The 17,069-nt window shown below is 59.7% G+C and carries 12 protein-coding genes and 4 pseudogenes; 14 read left to right on the forward strand and 2 right to left on the reverse strand.

Annotation, left to right across the window (positions count from 1 at the left end; genetic code table 11):
• The first annotated feature begins 156 nt into the window (after positions 1–156).
• From RQH86_RS17815 to RQH86_RS17860, 10 genes and pseudogenes are all read left to right on the forward strand, one after another.
• Positions 157–591: a hypothetical protein gene (locus RQH86_RS17815; RefSeq protein WP_311239857.1), complete on the forward strand. Its 435-nt coding sequence runs from the start codon at positions 157–159 to the stop codon at positions 589–591.
• A gap of 128 nt (positions 592–719) precedes the next feature.
• Positions 720–1,863, forward strand: a pseudogene (locus RQH86_RS17820) (RHS repeat-associated core domain-containing protein); the annotation flags it as partial.
• Positions 1,864–1,898: 35 nt separating this feature from the next.
• Positions 1,899–2,360: a hypothetical protein gene (locus RQH86_RS17825; RefSeq protein WP_311239856.1), complete on the forward strand. Its 462-nt coding sequence runs from the start codon at positions 1,899–1,901 to the stop codon at positions 2,358–2,360.
• A 160-nt stretch (positions 2,361–2,520) separates the two neighbouring features.
• Positions 2,521–3,033: pseudogene (locus RQH86_RS17830) on the forward strand (RHS repeat-associated core domain-containing protein); the annotation flags it as partial.
• Between the two features lie 230 nt (positions 3,034–3,263).
• On the forward strand, positions 3,264–3,782 hold the full coding sequence (locus tag RQH86_RS17835; protein WP_311239879.1) for a hypothetical protein: 519 nt from the start codon (positions 3,264–3,266) through the stop codon (positions 3,780–3,782).
• Positions 3,759–3,902: pseudogene (locus RQH86_RS17840) on the forward strand (IS3 family transposase); the annotation flags it as partial. The gene RQH86_RS17835 and the pseudogene RQH86_RS17840, both read left to right, overlap by 24 nt.
• A gap of 119 nt (positions 3,903–4,021) precedes the next feature.
• Complete coding sequence (locus RQH86_RS17845; RefSeq protein ID WP_311239855.1) at positions 4,022–4,384, forward strand: hypothetical protein; 363 nt, start codon at positions 4,022–4,024, stop codon at positions 4,382–4,384.
• 56 nt (positions 4,385–4,440) lie between these two features.
• A pseudogene (locus RQH86_RS17850) lies at positions 4,441–5,073 on the forward strand (RHS repeat protein); the annotation flags it as partial.
• A 276-nt stretch (positions 5,074–5,349) separates the two neighbouring features.
• On the forward strand, positions 5,350–5,760 hold the full coding sequence (locus RQH86_RS17855) for a hypothetical protein (protein WP_311239854.1): 411 nt from the start codon (positions 5,350–5,352) through the stop codon (positions 5,758–5,760).
• Positions 5,761–6,092: 332 nt separating this feature from the next.
• Complete coding sequence (locus RQH86_RS17860; RefSeq protein ID WP_311239853.1) at positions 6,093–6,641, forward strand: transglycosylase domain-containing protein; 549 nt, start codon at positions 6,093–6,095, stop codon at positions 6,639–6,641.
• Between the two features lie 419 nt (positions 6,642–7,060).
• Here RQH86_RS17860 and RQH86_RS17865 read toward each other — a convergent pair whose 3' ends face one another.
• Both RQH86_RS17865 and RQH86_RS17870 read right to left on the reverse strand, forming a co-directional pair.
• Positions 7,061–8,878, reverse strand: coding sequence for a monovalent cation:proton antiporter-2 (CPA2) family protein (locus RQH86_RS17865; protein WP_311239852.1), 1,818 nt, complete (start codon positions 8,876–8,878; stop codon positions 7,061–7,063).
• Between the two features lie 404 nt (positions 8,879–9,282).
• Positions 9,283–10,110 carry a carbonic anhydrase family protein gene (locus RQH86_RS17870; RefSeq protein WP_311239851.1) on the reverse strand — a complete coding sequence of 276 codons (828 nt, stop codon included), beginning with the start codon at positions 10,108–10,110 and terminating at the stop codon, positions 9,283–9,285.
• A 573-nt stretch (positions 10,111–10,683) separates the two neighbouring features.
• Here RQH86_RS17870 and mgtE point away from each other — a divergent pair.
• From mgtE to RQH86_RS17890, 4 genes are all read left to right on the forward strand, one after another.
• Positions 10,684–12,051, forward strand: coding sequence for a magnesium transporter (gene mgtE, locus RQH86_RS17875; RefSeq protein WP_311260614.1), 1,368 nt, complete (start codon positions 10,684–10,686; stop codon positions 12,049–12,051).
• 32 nt (positions 12,052–12,083) lie between these two features.
• On the forward strand, positions 12,084–12,737 hold the full coding sequence (locus RQH86_RS17880) for a hypothetical protein (protein ID WP_115529201.1): 654 nt from the start codon (positions 12,084–12,086) through the stop codon (positions 12,735–12,737).
• Positions 12,738–13,025: 288 nt separating this feature from the next.
• Positions 13,026–15,734, forward strand: coding sequence for a bifunctional acetate--CoA ligase family protein/GNAT family N-acetyltransferase (locus RQH86_RS17885; protein WP_311260613.1), 2,709 nt, complete (start codon positions 13,026–13,028; stop codon positions 15,732–15,734).
• A 106-nt stretch (positions 15,735–15,840) separates the two neighbouring features.
• Entirely contained in the window at positions 15,841–16,881 is a 1,041-nt protein-coding gene (locus RQH86_RS17890; RefSeq protein WP_115563305.1) for a DUF475 domain-containing protein, read from the forward strand.
• Positions 16,882–17,069: the final 188 nt, after the last annotated feature.

A 17,069-nucleotide genomic window follows, 5' to 3' on the forward strand; every position in this document is an offset into this window, starting at 1 on the left:
TTTGCTGGGCAAGCCTGTTGTCGCTCCAAACAAATTTATGTTTTACCGGTCCAACGGTAAGTTCTACTTGGCGAGCGCCAACTCCAAGACAGGTGCGCCCATACTAGGATCGGGCGGTAGCTGGATCACGTTTTATCCAATGAGTGCAATGAGACCATGAATGTGCCACTCGTTTTACGCCTATTGCTCGTCTCTGTGCTACTGAATGGATGCACTTACTCTGGTCAATCGAGTACTTCAAGGAAGATTATGGCAGGACCAACATCTAGTGAGATTAAAATTCCTGAATCAGAGCAGTTGCCTTTATTGAAAAATCAGGCAATGTCAGGTTCACAAGATGCTGCCTTACAGCTTGCGGTTTGGTACATGAAGTTCCCAAGCGGGAAAGATAGTCACGCTTACTGGGCTCAAGTTGCTGCTGAAAACGGCAGTATGGTTGGCCAATTCAATTTTGGAATTCTGCTTCTAGCGGATGAATCAGACCCTCTGAACCGTGTTCGGGCACGCTATTGGCTTGCTCGGTCCGCATCTCAAGGCAGTACATTAGCGCAAGCCCAGCTTGCTAAGCTCGATGAGCCTAAGAATCCATAGATCTGTTGTGTTGTCGTGACCGAGAAAGAACGGGGTCAGATTGAGAAAGAACGGGGTCAGATTCACTTAATTATTAGCACTATTTTGCATGCTCTGCCGGCTTACTCCACCCCAAAGACAGCACCACCACTGGAATGGATGGCTATCGCTATGACAGCACCGGCTCGTCTGAGTGCCAAGGTCGGCGGCGCGACGCAGGCCTACACCTACCCAACCACCAACCATCGCCTGAGTGCGGTCGCCGGCGTGGCGCGCACCTACGACAAGATGGGCAATACCCTCACCATCGGCGGCAAGGCGCGCGAATACCTGTACGACACCACCGGCTGCATGGCCCACGTCAAGCGCGCCGTTAACTACCGCTACAACGGCAACTACCGCTACAACGGCCGCGGCGAGCAGGTACGCTGTTACCTAGGCACCAACAATACCTACACGCTCTACGATGAGGCAGGCCACTGGCTTGGTGATTACGACACCAACGGCGCACCCAAGCAGCAAGCGATCTGGCTGGAAGACGTGCCGGTGGTCCTGTTGGCCAACGGCGGTCAACTGCAGTGCATCGAACCCGATCACCTCGGCAGCCCCCGTGTGGTCGTCGATCCTGTCCGCGATGTTGCTGTGTGGAACTGGAGCCTGAAGGGGGAAGCCTTCGGCAACACCGTGCCCAACCAGGATCCGGATGGGGGTGGCACCGCGATGGTTGTCGACATGCGTTTCCCAGGGCAGCGGTTTGATGGGGCCAGCGGGTTCAATCAGAAATACTTCCGGGACTACGATGCGGCCACAGGTCGGTATGGGCAGAGTGATCCGATTGGTCTGGATGGGGGAATCAGTATATTCTCGTATGTAAAAGCCAATCCGCTAGCTTTTAAGGATATTTTAGGTCTTCAAGATGTCGGATCTAATTCAACTCTTTCTTACTACTCTGGTTTGACTAAAAAAAAGGGACAAAGTCGCATAGATTGTCTGCATCTGTCGGCCGGGATTTACGTTGCGAGCGCTGGCATTACTGTGACTAGAAATAATATTGTATTCCTTGGATTTGGATTCATAAAGCCTGGACCTGGTTCGCTTGTAAGTGGAAATATAGGTGGATCCATTTCGGCTGGGAAAATGACCTGCGAAAAATCAGGTGCTGAAGTGGACAATTTTGTATCCGGCGCTACAACTGGTGCAGGTGCTTACTATGGACCAGAAGAAGCGTTGGTTTACAACGCAGCGGGAACGGCGTTGGAGCTCGGGTTAGGCATGCCGGGAGTTTCATTGTAGCCCTATGAGTATATGTTTCTTATTTAGAACTTTAAGTGAAATTAGCGCATATGAGTTATCGTGCCTTTATATTATTATTGCTGACCGTAGCTCTTAGCGTCTTATTATACGCGCTGGGGCCAGAAAAAATTACGGCCATAGTGATGGGGGATATAGATAAGAAGGTGGGTGTTAATAATCTCGCTCGCCAGTTCGAAAAATTTCCCTTAGAAGAGAATTCCAGGTTGATATCAAAGGCGGGTCTGGATAAAGGTCCGATAACTAGTTTTTCAGCTCACGTGGCCTCCACTTCAACTAATCGGGATGTTCTTAATTATTATGAAAGAAAATCTTTAGAAATGGGTTGGTGGCGCGCCCTTAAAAATGACAAAGAACTGAAGTTGTGTAAGGGTGGCATTAGTTTGATAGTTCAAATGATTCCATCAGAAAGTGGATCTAAGTATTACTTCGGATTGACTTGGGTTCTGTACAAGAATCACCCAGCATTTTGTCCTTAATCGCTATGGGGATGTTTAAAGCGGATATCTGGATAAAATAGGGTGGTTGCTAGCGTAGCTGAGTTTGGCTATAGGGCTGGATGTTTTGGATATAATCGATATCCGTCATGTGCGCCTCTATCTCAGAGGAGATAATATTTACGAGCTGGAAGACGTAGCCGACTACGACACCAACGGCGCACCCAAGCAGCAAGCGATCTGGCTGGACGACCTGCCGGTAGGTCTGCTGGCCAACAGCGGTCAATTGCGCTACATCGAACCCGACCACCTCGGCAGCCCCCCTGTGGTGGTCGATGCCGCACGCGACGTTGACGTGTGGAACTGGAGACTGAAAGGCGAAGCGTTCGGCAACAACGCGCCCAACCAGGATCTGGATGGGGATGGCGCCGCGATGGTGTTTGACATGCGCTTCCCAGGGCGGCGATATGATGCGGCCAGCGGGTTCAATCAGAACTACTTGCGGGATTACGATGCGGCCTCTGGTCGGCACGGGGACAGTGATTCGATTGGATTGAATGGTGGAAGGAACACATATGCCTATGTTTCTAGCAATCCAGTGAGTTTGATCGACTTCTTTGGGCTAAGACAAGAAGATATTGATTATTTTTCAATGCTTGCGAAAAGAAGAGGAATGGATCTAAATTTCCCTGGGCAGCTGCAGGTGAAGGATTAGTTGGTAATAAAGTGGGATATATCAACTGTGCTAAAAGAAAATCACGTTAGGCGACCGTTAGTTGGATAACCTTTCGCCGGCTCAACGCGCTGATTTACAAGGCGCCATTATCCGTGAAGGACTTCATCTGAATAAAGGGATATTCTACATTGCTCGTAACCATAATAAGATTTATGAAAGAACGGCAAGGCAGACAGAAGCTGCCAAGAACTAAATGGAGGGAGAGTTTTATGGATGTGTGGAATAAAGTGGTTTTATTTACAATGGGCTCGGCTTGTCTAGCCGGGTGCAGCAGCACATCACTAAATGTTAGAAATGGCCTTATAGCTGATGCAGATAATTGTCGACCAAGTTCGAAGCTATCTACCGAAATTGCAAGGTCTCAGATGGCGTGTCATCAAGGCATTAGCGGCGATGGCGTGCAAGTGATCATTGCGAAGACAAATAGGCTCGCATCTACGAATAGTGACACCACTCAGCGAGAGATGATATCAATATTTATTCAGCCCGCTGGCGCCGTGTCTCACTTGGGTCCCGTTAAATTTAACGCCTTTTACTCAAATGGTCTCTTTGATTTTTTGGGAAAAACGGGATGTGTTGGAGTTCTGGAAGACGGCTCTGTGGATATTAAAAATTTACTAAACGACGCGACTCTAACCTATGCTCTTAAATTCAAATTGATAAGTCCGCTTGGTTGGTTGGACGATTGCAAGGGTTATCGCGAAGTTGCCGGTTCAACGAAAATATAAATAAATAGGCAACGAGATCGGGACGACAAGGTCATCGCATTGCTCTCCGAATTTGGCGAGATCTTCCCAAGCGTGAGTTTGGAAAAGCTCGTTCAGATCATCCGCTTTCGCGGACATGTTACTTGATGAAGAGATCAGTGATAAGTGCAGCTGGTATTCTCCAGGCAGGAGTGGGTGCGACGACAGGGCGGGCTAGCAAGCTACATTTTTTTCTCATTCAAAAGGTGCTGAGGTGCTCAGTGATCGACTATTCTGCTAGAAATACAGGGATTGAGTTGCTGCGCAAGATGGATGAAAATCACCTGTGTTCAATTGATTTTGAGGATAAGTGGCCAAAAAAGACTAAAGACAAGGCGGTTAAGTCGATCGGATACTGGGTGTGGACTTTGTTTGACGATTGTCATGATCTTATTATTGAAATAAAAGAGAATTCGGAAGAAAAGATAATTCTAATAAACTCAATTGATTTTTTAAATTCAGATCGAGTTTTTCACCCAAAGATGCTTGGTCGATATGGAAAGATAAAGAGATTTATCTCAGAGGGTACGGAATGGTTAGGGTGCGAATTGCCTTGGCATAAGAAGTGGCCTTTTCCTGAGTAGGTAATTCATGCGGAACGTGAGGGCCTTATGAGGATGAGTTGCTTCGATCTGGTAGTAACGTCATTGCCCTGACTCCCGAGGGCAGTCCGACACCAGAGCTTCAGCTGACCTATGACGCGCTTGGTCGGCTGACTGCACTCAAGGATGGCATTACTGGTAGCGTGATCGACGGCTACAGCTACGATGGCATCGGAAATCTTCTCAGCGCCAAGGTTGGCGGCGCGACGCAAACCTACACATACGCAACCACCAACCATCGCCTGAGTGCGGTCGCCGGCGTGACGCGCACCTACGACAAGATGGGCAATACCCTCACCATCGGCGGCAAGGCACGCGAATACCTGTACGACACCACCGGCCGCATGACCTAGGTAAAACGCGCAGGTGCCGCGGTCATGAACTACCGCTACAACGGCCGCGGCGAGCAGGTACGCCGTTACCTAGGCACCAACAATACCTACACGCTTTACGACGAGGCGGGCCACTGGCTGGGCGACTACGACACCAACGACGCACCCAAGCAACAAGCGGTCTGGCTGGACGACCTACCGGTAGGCCTGCTGGCCAACGGCGGTCAACTGCACTACGTCGAACCCGATCACCTCGGCAGCCCCCGTGTGGTCGTCGATGCTGTCCGCGATGTTGCTGTGTGGAATCGGAGCCTGAAGGGCGAAGCCTTCTGCAACACGGTGGATATGGGGTACAGAAAAGAAGTGAAGTATTAGATGGGAATCACTTGGATGGATTCAAGAAGCATCACGAAGCCGAAGGGAATACTGTTGGGGTCCAGTGTAGAGACATAAGCAAAAATCAGCAGAAACAAATTAGACGTCAGGTCAGGATGTCTCCAACTGCGACCGGTCCGACATGTGCTTTGAACGTTTCCAATGTTCTGAACGCTTCGGAAGTCTTCAAAAACTTCGAAGGGTCCGTATTTCCAGGGTCGTTGTCGAGGGGATTTCGGGATGCAACAGTTAAGTAGGCCGGTTTTAGTAGTCTGCGTTGCCACGTTTGTTTTGGTTTGGGCGTGGATAGCAGGGCTGGAGCTTAGAGCTCCGGCAGTCCTGTTTGCAGCTCTCCAAAGTGCCGCTGTTCTTGGCGTTGGCCTTGCGCTACGAAAAGCAAGCGGCGGAACGATTGTTGGCTTGATTTTGTCGGCGTTGTTGGGCTGGTTAATTAGCTTCCTGGTGAGTATTGTTTTGGAGTGGACCTTCTCTCCTCACTTTCATTCTTCAATCAGTCAACACGTGCGATTTGGCAGCATTCACTCTCAAATGTATGGTTGGTTTGTTGCTTCGGTCATGTATTTAGGGGTTTTGCAGGGCCCCTTGGTGTTTTGTTCGTTAAGAATGCGAAATGGCCGTAGACTGGGATGAAGCGAAGTGAAATCCCAGCGTCATTTTAAAGCGAATCAGAGGAATCGATCATGTTGCATAATTCAATCGAGTATCTCGTCTCGGATAACGCTTTTATCTAGCAACACTTGAAAAAAATTGCGATGCTGAAAAGGGATTTATCAAGCAGCATTGTATGGGGTGCGGGCTGCCTCGGCAGCTGAAGGAGCCACTTCCAGAAAATGGCTAGGTGAGGGCGACATTACTAGTATTCCGATGGCGTGCACGAAAGTAAGTGGTTTGGCTGGACAATTGTTCAATCTACCTGCAGGCTCGCTGGGTTGGATAAAATCTTAAAGTGGACGGGATTTGCGATGAAATTTCATTCAAGGGCGCTGAGTTTTATTGCCATCTCGACCCTAGTTCTGCCCATCCTTGTAGTCGTCGCTTACGACGTTTTCGTATTATCGCCCCGTTTGAGCGATATCCGGGCCATTCTTGTTAGTGCAGATCCTTTTGACCGCTCCCCACCGCCGAATATTCGGCGGTATATCCAAGTACTGCATCGGGGGAATGCAGCGCCCTCGGCTCTAGTCGCAATGCGGTTGCGCACGCGCTTTCTGCCGGGCAGCACTGGATTTTGGTCACGTATGGGTGAATTGCTTTGGGGGAAACTTCTCTGGCTACATCTGTCGCAGGACGAGGTTATTGCGCTCTATTCGACTCTTGCCCATAACGGACAGGGCAATGGTTTGAACGCGTTGTCTCACCATCTGTTTGCAAAGCCACTGAATACCCTGACAGAGCAGGAGGCGGCAACCGTGGTTGCCTATACGTGGGCGCCGAGCATCTACAGGCTTCATCCAGAGCGCCTTGTAGGACGTCGCGACGCATTAATTCAGATGGCGCGCAGCAGACGCTAGCAGTTCCGCTGTATCGCGCAGGCGGCTTATGGAGTGAATCCAGTGGATAAAGTTTTGCAGTCAATAAAGACGCTATCTTGTTGGCTACTATTCGCTGCTGGCGCTGTCTTGTTGGGTGCAGGAATCAGCAGTGTGTTGGCCACCTACGGTGTCAGCGACTTTGCACATGATCTGCGCGGTGAGTGGGCACACCTGACTGCTCCGATTTGCGTGGGCACGGGCCTTCTGCTGGGCGGGTTGGGCGCACAGCGCCTTATCGGCTCTTGTGGGTGCACGCGTTCGCAGATTGGCCTTGCAACTGTGATTGCGGCCTGCGTGTCGTGTGGCTGGTTCACGTGGCGATTCAGCGAGGGCGTTTGATTGTCATTCGGTCAAGCGCACTCGCAGCGCACATCTGGTTATGAGTTTGCCAAGCGCATTTACGCATCGCGCGTGGCCGCCACTGGCACGTCATCCCCATCCACATCCGCCTTGACGTCGGCTTCGAACAGGCGCATCAGGTCTTCGCGCGCATCGCGCGAGGTCTGCAGCACTTTGGCTTCGTCGTCGTAGACCAGGTGTTGCGCACGCATCAGGTCTTCGTCGTGCTTGCGGAAGCGCTCGATGTGTTCGCGCGCGAGCGCATCGCCCACGCCGAGCGAGGTCAGCACGCGTCCGCCCAGTTCCAGGCTGGAGGCGAATACCTCGCGGAACGGTTCGGCGCCCAGGTCCATCAGTTTCCAGGCGTGTTGGCGGTTGCGCGCGCGCGCCAGCACGGTGGCCTGCGGGTACAGGCGGCGGATCAGCCGCACCGTCTTGATGTTGGTTTCCGGGTCGTCCACCGCAATCACGAACACCTTGATGCGGTCGGCGCCGGCGGCGCGTAGCAGGTCCGGCCGGGTCGGGTCGCCGTAATACAGTTCGCCGCCGAAGCGGCGGATATCCTCCACCGTGTCGGGGTTGTGCTCCAGCGCGACAAACGGCACATGGCGCGAGGTAAGCAGGCGGGCCACCACCTGGCCAAAACGGCCCACGCCCGCGATCAGCACCTGCGGCGACTGCGCATCGATGGTGTCGAAGGGGCGCTCGGACTTGGGCACCTGCACCCGCAACGGTCCATTGAGCAGGCGCTGCATACCGAGCAGCAACAGCGGCGTCAGGGCCATGGAGACGCCGACGATGGCCACCAGGCGATCGTGATTGGCCGGATCCAGCAGGCCGACGCGATCGGCCTCGTTGAACACCACAAACGCGAATTCGCCGCCCAGCCACAACACGCTGCCCAGCATCAGGCTGCTGCGTAGCGGCAGCTTGGCGACGCTGCCGATACCGACCAGCAGCGAGAACTTCACCACCAGCAAGATCGCTACGCCGGCGGCGATCAATCCCGGTTCGGCGACCACGCGATTGAGGTCGATGCCCATGCCCACCGAAATGAAGAACAAGCCAAGCAGCAAGCCTTCGAACGGTTCGATCTGCGATTCGAGTTCGTGGCGGAATTCCGAATCGGCCAGCAGCACGCCGGCGATGAAGGCCCCCAGGCTGGCGCTCAGCCCGGCTTCCTGCATGATCCAGGCGGTACCCAGCACCACCAGCAACGCGCTGGCGGTGAATACCTCCGGCATGCGGGTGCGCGCCACTACGTTGAACAGATAGCGCAACACAAAGCGCCCGCACAAGATCACCAGCGCCAATGCGGCCATCGCCTTGGCCACTTCGGGCCAGGCGAGAGTGGCGTTCTTGCTGCCACCGAGCAGCGGGATGGCGGCCAGCAACGGGATCGCGATCAGATCCTGAAACAGCAGGATGGCGAAGGCCAGTCGCCCGTAATCGCTGCCCAGCGCCTTGCGTTCGGCCAGCAGCTGCAGGCCCACCGCAGTGGACGACAACGCCAGCGCCACGCCGACGATGAGCGATGTTTTCCAGCCCAGGTTACCCAGCATCAACAGGCCGCCCAGGATCATGGCCGTCACCACCACCTGGGTGGCGCCGGCGCCGAACACCGAATGGCGCATTACCTTCAGGCGGGCTGGCGAGAGCTCCAGGCCGATCACGAACAGCAGCATCACCACGCCGATTTCGGCCGCGCCGCTGATGCGCTCGGCATCCTGCACTACGCCCACACCATCCGGGCCCAGCACCACGCCGGCGACCAGATAGGCCAGCACCGCGCCAAGGCCGAAGCGCTTGAACACCGGTACCGCCACGATGGCGGCCAGCATCAGGACCAGAGCCAGTTCCAGGCCACCGCTATGCATGCACGTTCTCCGTTGAGGTGCGCATTATGCCGCCCGCAGCAGTCGGCCAGCTTGCACCAACGTGCCGGAGTCGCCGCCGATGCGCATCGCATGCCACGCGCGGTGCGGTACTGTGAGATGCGGCAGCGCCACGCAACCGGCCACGCCGGCAAGCGCGGCCATGCGGCGACCGCAGCGTCTAGCATCCGCCAGACGGAGCTGGTGTGCTGGACGCGCTGAGATCGCACTCTCGAAGCGAACAAGACCCGCTACTGCGCTTGCGATAGCAGGACGCCGAGCAGCCTGCGCAGGGCCACTGCGCAGCCGCCAGAGGCGCGCGGCCGGTGCGCTATGCGGCAGCACGACGCATCTCAATGCGCCATGCATTCCCGCCGTGTGGCCGCGCTACGCTCGCTTGGCTGCGTTCAGTGGCTCTTGAGCAGGAAGCGTCGATCCAGCGGCTGCAGCGGCCGGGCGTTGAATGGGTAGACGCGCTCGAAGGCGTTGATCTGCTCCTCGGACACCTGCACCGGCTGCTCGAGCACCACCCAGTCCACCGTTTCGCTGCACGGCGGGGTGGTCAGCGAGCCTTCGTAGCGATAGAAGCGGCGTTGCTGCTTGGGCGGAAGGAAATCGCTGGCCCGCACCGAGGCGTTGGCGACCTGCCGGGTCTGGTTCTTGTCTTTGGGCATGGCATCCAGCACCCGCTGGAAGGCAGGATTGGCCTTGCCGGTTTCGAAGAAGATCGCCAGCACGCCCAGGGTTCCATCCGGGCCCTGATGCACGATGTGCGCCTCCATCGGGAAGCGCCGGCCGTTCAACAGGTGCTCGCTCGGGTGATGGAAATGCAGCTGCAACGCGGTGTACTGCTTGCCGCCGATGACCATGGTGCCGCCGTCATGCAACTCCAGCTGGATGGAATGACCGGTGTTGCGCACCGCCAGCGGCACGGCGCTGTAGTCCAGCTCCAGCTTGCCCAGGTTGGCGTCGAGCGCGCCTTTCAGATCGATCGGGCTGTTCTGTTGGCCGTTGCCGCACAGCACGTTTTCCTTGGCCAGTTCGGCCCAGTGCTCGGCGCCCTCCGGACCGGTATAGCCCCACTCATGCCCGACGTGTTGGGGGGTTTCGTGCGCCTCCACGGGGGGCGTTGCAGGCAGCGTGGTTTGCGCCATGCCGACCGTGACCCAGCCCGCGGCGGCACACAGACACACCGGGCGCAGACGGCGTAACAAAAACGACATAGAAGACGGCATTGGTGATTCCTGAGCAGCGACGGGAGCGGAGGGACGCGATGGCGCGCGCCCTTCCACGAAGATGTGCGGTGGGTTGGCTGTGCCAAGAAGCGGACTGTACCTATTGCTGTGCCGCACACCACAGGTTTGCGACGGCCGGTGGATTCGCTCCGACCAGCACGACCTCTTGGCGCGGCTGGGCCCATCGCGGCGACAGGTGTGCAGGCGAATGCCTGCATCCCGCGCGGAGGTGCCACGACGATGGCACCTCCGCGTACTCGCCTCTTGCGCAGCGTCAGTCGCGCGTTGTCGGCGGGGTGAGCGGCATGGCCTGCGCCAGCGACGTGCAGTGCAGGCTCGGCATGCTGGACGCCCAGTGAAGCGGGGCTGCTGCGAAGGATTGACCAAGCGAGCGCAGGCGCGCAGACTGCGCCGCGCCGCCGCCCGGATCACCGGTCGGTGCGCACCTTTCGGAGCCTTTACTCATGTCCAGCGACAGTCACCCTAGACCCGGGTCGATGACCCAGCTGGCGCGCGCCTGAGGCTCAGGTTCGCCGGCTGTCATCGACGACGGTCGTCACCAGGCGAACCACCATGTACAACGAAACCCTGCGCCTTGCCCAAGGCGTCGATGCATTGACCGCACCCCTGGCCGAGCTCAACACGGCCGATGCGGTGGAATATCTCAACACGCTCGATCGCGACGATGCGGCACACGTGCTGGCCGCGTTGCCGGCGCCGCGTGCGGTGAAGTTGCTCGAACAACCGGAGCTGCGCGACGCCAGCGCACTGGTCGCCCTGCTGCCGGCCGAGCAGGCCGCCTCCTTGCTCGGGCAGATGGCCGACGACCGCGCCACCGATATCTTCCACGGCCTGGATGCCGAGCAGCGCCAGCCGCTGCTGTGGTTGCTCAGTGCCGAGGCGCGGCTGTCGATCCAGGCGCTGATGCGCTACCCGCCCAACACTGCCGGTGCGTTGATGACCACCGAATTCGTGGCGGTGTCGTCCGACTTAACAGTGGGCCGCACCTTGCAACACATCCGCGAAGTGGAGCGCAGCCGCGAGACCGTTTACGCCATCTATCTGCTCGACCCGCAGACCCGCGTGCTGCAACAGGTGGTCACCATGCGCCGGCTGATCACCGGCGCGCCGGAGGCACCGATTCTGGAGGTGGCGCAGGTCAATCCGCCGGTCACCGTGGACCCGGCACTGGACCAGGAAGAAGTGGCGCGCCTGATCCGCCGCCACGACCTGCTCGCGATCCCGGTGGTGGATGCGCGCGGGCATGTGCTGGGCATCGTCACCGTGGACGATGTGCTCGACGCATTGATCGCCGAATCCACCGAAGACGTGCACAAGTTCGGCGGCATGGAAGCGCTGGACAAGCCCTACATGCACATTGGGTTTGGCCAGATGATCAAGAAGCGCGCCGGTTGGTTGAGCGTGCTGTTTCTGGGCGAAATGCTCACCGCCAGCGCCATGCAGCACTTCGAGGACGAGTTGTCCAAGGCGGTGGTGCTGACCTTGTTCATTCCGTTGATCATGAGCTCGGGCGGCAACTCCGGTTCGCAGGCCACTTCGCTGCTGATCCGTTCGCTGGCGCTGCGTGAAATCCGCCTGGGCGACTGGTGGAAAGTGGCGCTGCGCGAGCTGCCCACCGGGCTGACCCTGGGCGCGATTCTGGGCGTGCTGGCGATCGTACGTATCGCCATCTGGCAGACCGCCGGCCTGTACGACTATGGCCCGCACTGGCAGATGGTGGCGCTGACCATCGGTGCGGCGCTGATCGGCATCGTCACCTTCGGCTCGCTCTCGGGCTCGATGCTGCCATTCGTGCTGCAACGCTTCGGCTTCGACCCGGCCAGCGCCTCTGCACCGTTCGTGGCCACGCTGGTGGATGTCACCGGGCTGGTGATCTATTTCAGCATCGCTGCGGCGATCTTGAGTGGAACGTTGTTGTAGGCTTTGCCAACACGACCGATAAGGAGATCGCGATGGGCAACAAGGCGCTGCGGTATGTACTTGGGGCGAGTGCATTGCTGGTCGCCATGTTGCAGCCAGGATGGGCCGAACAGGCCCATCCACCGGCCTGTGCCTATGATCGCGCCGCCATGCTGGCGCTGGATGAGAACGCCTTCGACCAAGACATGCAGGGCGGCTGGCGCACCATCGCCGACCGCCCTGGTTGCGCCCTGGCGGCAGCCGACCTGCTGCGCGAGTATCGCCTGGCGCATGCGATCACTGGCGGCATAGTGACCTGGCACGAAGGCCAGCTGCGTGCAGAGGCTGGTCAAACGGCACAGGCGATCGCCTTGTTCGAAAAGTCTTACAAGCCAGCCGCCGAGGATCTCGCCGGCTGGAATCTGTATGTGGATGCGATGCTCGCGTTCCTCAAACGCGACCGCGCCGGCCTGGATGCCGCACGTGCGCGACTTGCGACGGTGCCCTATCCGCAGGCCAAGGATATGCCGCCGCTGCAGGATGGCTATATGGTTTTTCCCGCCGAGAAGGGCCGAGCTGAGATGAAGGTGCGCTGGCCACCAAACCTGGATGTCGTCGATGGCTTGATCAAATGCTACGACGAACCCTATTCGGTGGCTTACAGCGCCCAGCGTTGCCGCACATCGACCTCGACACTTTCAAAGTAGGCAGGCATCGACAGGCTGGGCACCGCGATGCGCTGCGGCAGGCATGACGACGGTGCAGGCAGTGGTGCACTGACCAGTCAAACAAATCACCAACCCGAACGGTCTTCGGTGGAAACGATCGACGATTGTCGACGACGGCCATGCCGCGAGACGGCTGCGCCAAGTCCCTGGCCGCGGAGCACGCGCACCGGTCGGCCGCCCCGCCATCTCGCGTTCGCCAACCTTGCCGCATGCCCTCGCACTGCTGTGCGTGTACCGTAGCGCGATGGCAGTGTTCTCCCCCGCACAATGAGTACTTATCACCTGCAACAGGTCTTCCGCCCCAGCACCGTTGCGGTGGTGGGTGGCAGTCCGCGCGATCGCTCGGCCGGGCGGGCGGTGGTGCGCAATCTGCGCGCGGCCGGCTTCCCTGGGCAGATCGGTTGGGTGAGCCCGCGCTATAGCGAGATCGATGGCGTGCGCACGGTGGCGCGCTTGACCGATCTGCCGTGGGTACCCGACCTGGTGGTGATCACCGCGCCGGCGCGCATCGTGCCGCGCATCGTCTCCATCGCGGCGCGGCGCGGGGTGGCCGCAGCGATCATCCTTACCGCTGGTTTGGGCCGTGGCCCCGGCTCGCCGGCCGCACGCATGGAAGCGGCCGCACGGGCAAAGGGCATGCGCATCCTCGGCCCGCATTGCCTGGGCGTGATCGCCCCGCATGCGCGGCTCAATGCCAGCATCGCCGCGCACTGCCCACAGGCCGGCGATCTGGCGCTGATCTCCGAATCCAGCGCCATTGCCGCTGCCCTGGTGGAGTGGGGCGTGGCGCGTTCGGTCGGGTTCTCGGCGGTGGTGTCGCTGGGCGATACGCTGGATGTGGACTTCGGCGACCTGCTCGATTACTTCGCCACCGACTACCGCACCCGCGCCATCCTGCTCTACGTCGAACGCATCGGCGATGCGCGCAAGTTCATGTCGGCCGCGCGTGCGGCCGCGCGCGCCAAACCAGTGGTGGTGGTCAAGTCCGGCCGGCAGTTCCGCATCAATCCCAATGCCGATACCCACGCGCAGGCGCTGGCCGGCTCGGATGCGGTGTATGGCGCCGCGTTCGCGCGTGCCGGGCTGCTGCGCGTCGGCGCATTGGACGAGTTGTTCGCCGCGGCCGAAACGCTGGGCCGGCTCGGCAGCTTCCCGGGCCGGCGTCTGGCCATCCTGAGCAATGGCGGCGGGGTGGGGCAGCTGGCGGTGGACCAGTTGGTGCTGCGTGGCGGCACGTTGGCCGAGTTGTCGGCCAAGACCCTGGAGCGGCTGGACCAGTCGCTGCCGGAAGGCTGGTCGCGCAGCAACCCGGTGGACATCATTGTCGACGCCGATGGCGCGCGCTATGCCGCCGCGATCGAGGCGCTGCTGGACGACCCCGAAAACGACGCCTTGCTGGTGGTCAACGTGCCCACCGCATTCACTTCCTCGGCCGACGCGGCCAAGGCGCTGACCCGCGCGCTGGAGCAACGCAACCGCTATCAGCGCGACAAGCCGGTGTTTGCGGTGTGGCTAGGCCAGGACGACGCGGCGATCGCCGCGCTCAACGCCGCGCGCGTGCCCACCTACGCCACCGAATCGGATGCGGTGCGCGGCTTCACCCACCTGGTGCGCTATCGCGAGGCGCAGGCGGCGTTGATGGAAACCCCGCCCAGCCTGCCGGAAGATTTCGTGGTGGATGCCGGCATCGCGCGCGCGGTGGTCGATGAAGCCTTGGCTGCGGGCCGACGTTGGTTGGACCCGGTGGCGACCAACCGGCTGCTGGCCGCTTACGGCATCCCGATCGTGCCGTTGCAGGTGGCCACTACCGCCAACGAGGCCGCCTTGCTGGCCGATCCGCTGCTGGCAATGGGGCGCACGGTCACCTTGAAGGTGTTGTCTGGCGACATCGCGCACAAGTCAGATGTGGATGGCGTGCGCCTGAATCTGTCCAGCGTGGCGGCGGTGCGCGAGGCGGCGGCCGGCATCCTGGCGCGTGCCCGCGCCGCGCTGCCGAATGCGGTCATCGAAGGGGTGATCGTGCAGCCCACCGTGTTGCGGCCCAAAGCGCGCGAGTTGATCGCCGGCATTGCCGACGACCCGGTGTTTGGCCCGGCGATCGTGTTCGGCCGTGGCGGCACCGCGGTGGAGGTGATCAACGACCGCGAACTGGCGCTGCCACCACTGGACTTGCGCCTGGCGCACGAGCTGATCGGCCGCACCCGCGTCTCGCGCATCCTCAAGGCCTACCGCGACGTGCCGGCCGCCGACGAGCGCGCCGTGGCGCTGGTGCTGGTCAAGCTGGCGCAGCTGGCGGCCGACATCCCGGAAATCACCGAGCTGGATATCAACCCGCTGCTGGCCGACTGCGATGGCGTGATCGCGCTGGATGCCCGCGTGGCGGTGGCGCCGGCGCGCAAGCTGCACAAGGGCCGCGGCCATCCGCGTTTTGCGATCTTCCCGTACCCGAAGGAATGGGAGCGCCAGATCGCGCTTGGCGATGGCACCCACGCGCTGGTGCGCCCGGTGCGCCCGGAAGACGATGCGCTGTTCCGCGCCTTCTTTGCGCGGGTCACCGACGAAGACCTGCGGTTGCGGTTCTTCCAGTCGGTCAAGCATTTCAGCCACGAATTCATCGCCCGCCTGACCCAGCTCGATTACGCGCGCTCGATCGCGCTGGTGGCCATCGACCCCAAGACCGGCGACATGCTCGGCGCGGTGCGCCTGCATGCCGACGCCGATTACGAGCGTGGCGAGTACGGCATCCTGATCCGCTCCGATCTCAAGGGCCACGGCATCGGCTGGCAGCTGATGCGCATCATGATCGAGTACGCACGCTGGCTGGGCCTGAAGCAGATCGAAGGCCAGGTGCTGCGCGAGAACCGCACCATGCTGGCGATGTGCCAGAGCCTGGGCTTTGGCGTACGCCCGGATCCGGACGATGCGACCCTGATGGCGGTGACACTCCCTATAATGGGCGAGCCGCGCCCGGCCTGACGTTGCGTCACGCCGCGGTCCCCCATCCTCCACCGCACGCCGGATCTGCCGGGCTTTGCCCTGGCCCGTTGTTCCGGCTGTCGTCTCGGCCCGCCTGGGAGTGTCAATGTTTCGCGAGTTCAGAATGTCGTTGTTGGTCGCCGCCGTCTGCCTGGGCGTTGCCGCCTGGTGGGGTCACACCACCTCAATGGGTTTGTGGCAGGCGTTGTGGTTGTGCCTGGTGCTGAGCGTGCTGGAGGTGTCGTTGTCGTTCGACAACGCGGTGGTCAATGCCGGCGTGCTCAAGCACATGAACGCGTTCTGGCAGAAGCTGTTCCTGACCGTGGGCATCCTGATCGCGGTGTTCGGCATGCGGCTGGTGTTCCCGATCGTGATCGTGTCGGTGGCGACCGGCATGGGCCTGGTGCCGGTGATGCAGATGGCGCTCAAGGAGCCGGAGCGCTATAGCCAGGTACTGACCGACAACTATCCGTCCATCGCCGCCTTCGGTGGCATGTTCCTGCTGCTGGTGTTCCTCAACTTCCTGTTCGACCAGGAGCGCAAGCTGCACTGGCTTGGCCCGGTGGAGCGGCTGGTCGGCAAGCTGGGCAAGGCCGATGCGATGTCGGTGATCGTGGCGGTCACGGTCCTGCTGTGCACCAAGCTGTTCCTGCCCGAGGCGATCTTCCAGAGCGTGCTGTTCGCCGGTCTGGGCGGCATCCTGCTGTATCTGCTGGTGGGCAGCGTGGATGCCTTGTTCGAGTCCGAAGAGAGCGAAGACGGCATGGGCCCGGCCAAGCGCTCGGGCATTGCCGCGTTCTTGTACCTGGAGGTGCTGGACGCCTCGTTCTCGTTCGACGGCGTGATTGGCGCATTCGCCATCACCCGCGACGTGGTCATCATCATGCTGGGCCTGGCGATCGGCGCGATGTTCGTGCGCTCGATGACGGTCTACCTGGTGCACAAGGGCACGCTGGACGAGTTCGTGTTTCTGGAGCACGGGGCGCATTACGCCATCGGCGTGCTGGCGATCATCATGCTGGTGGGCACCGTCTACCACGTGCCGGAAGTGCTGACCGGCCTGATCGGCGTGGCCTTCATAGTCGCCTCGGTGTGGTCGTCGATCCGCTACCGCAAGCGCCACCACATCGGCCCGACCGAGATCTGAGGCCGCCCGGCTGTGCGCAGGGCGTCACGCCGTTCACTTGAGAGCGGCCGGACTGCGCTTTCGCGTCTATTGGACGGGCGCTGCTAGATCTGTGTTTTGGCTGCAAGGCCCTCGCCTGCTCTCGCACTGTGAGTTTGCTGCAGGGCCCTTGCCCGCCCACCATCGCGGGACACGCCGTGAATCCGTCC

It is taken from the genome of Xanthomonas sp. WCS2018Noco2-27, assembly GCF_031843525.1.
Lineage (GTDB): Bacteria > Pseudomonadota > Gammaproteobacteria > Xanthomonadales > Xanthomonadaceae > Xanthomonas.

Bases quoted from the DNA above. Each gene is read 5' to 3' on its own strand.
- RQH86_RS17870 (WP_311239851.1), bottom strand. From the start codon at position 10,110: ATGCCGTCTTCTATGTCGTTTTTGTTACGCCGTCTGCGCCCGGTGTGT.
- RQH86_RS17835 (WP_311239879.1), top strand. From the start codon at position 3,264: ATGGATGTGTGGAATAAAGTGGTTTTATTTACAATGGGCTCGGCTTGT.
- RQH86_RS17855 (WP_311239854.1), top strand. From the start codon at position 5,350: ATGCAACAGTTAAGTAGGCCGGTTTTAGTAGTCTGCGTTGCCACGTTT.
- mgtE (WP_311260614.1), top strand. From the start codon at position 10,684: ATGTACAACGAAACCCTGCGCCTTGCCCAAGGCGTCGATGCATTGACC.
- RQH86_RS17885 (WP_311260613.1), top strand. From the start codon at position 13,026: ATGAGTACTTATCACCTGCAACAGGTCTTCCGCCCCAGCACCGTTGCG.
- RQH86_RS17865 (WP_311239852.1), bottom strand. From the start codon at position 8,878: ATGCATAGCGGTGGCCTGGAACTGGCTCTGGTCCTGATGCTGGCCGCC.
- RQH86_RS17880 (WP_115529201.1), top strand. From the start codon at position 12,084: ATGGGCAACAAGGCGCTGCGGTATGTACTTGGGGCGAGTGCATTGCTG.
- RQH86_RS17860 (WP_311239853.1), top strand. From the start codon at position 6,093: ATGAAATTTCATTCAAGGGCGCTGAGTTTTATTGCCATCTCGACCCTA.
- RQH86_RS17890 (WP_115563305.1), top strand. From the start codon at position 15,841: ATGTTTCGCGAGTTCAGAATGTCGTTGTTGGTCGCCGCCGTCTGCCTG.
- RQH86_RS17815 (WP_311239857.1), top strand. From the start codon at position 157: ATGAATGTGCCACTCGTTTTACGCCTATTGCTCGTCTCTGTGCTACTG.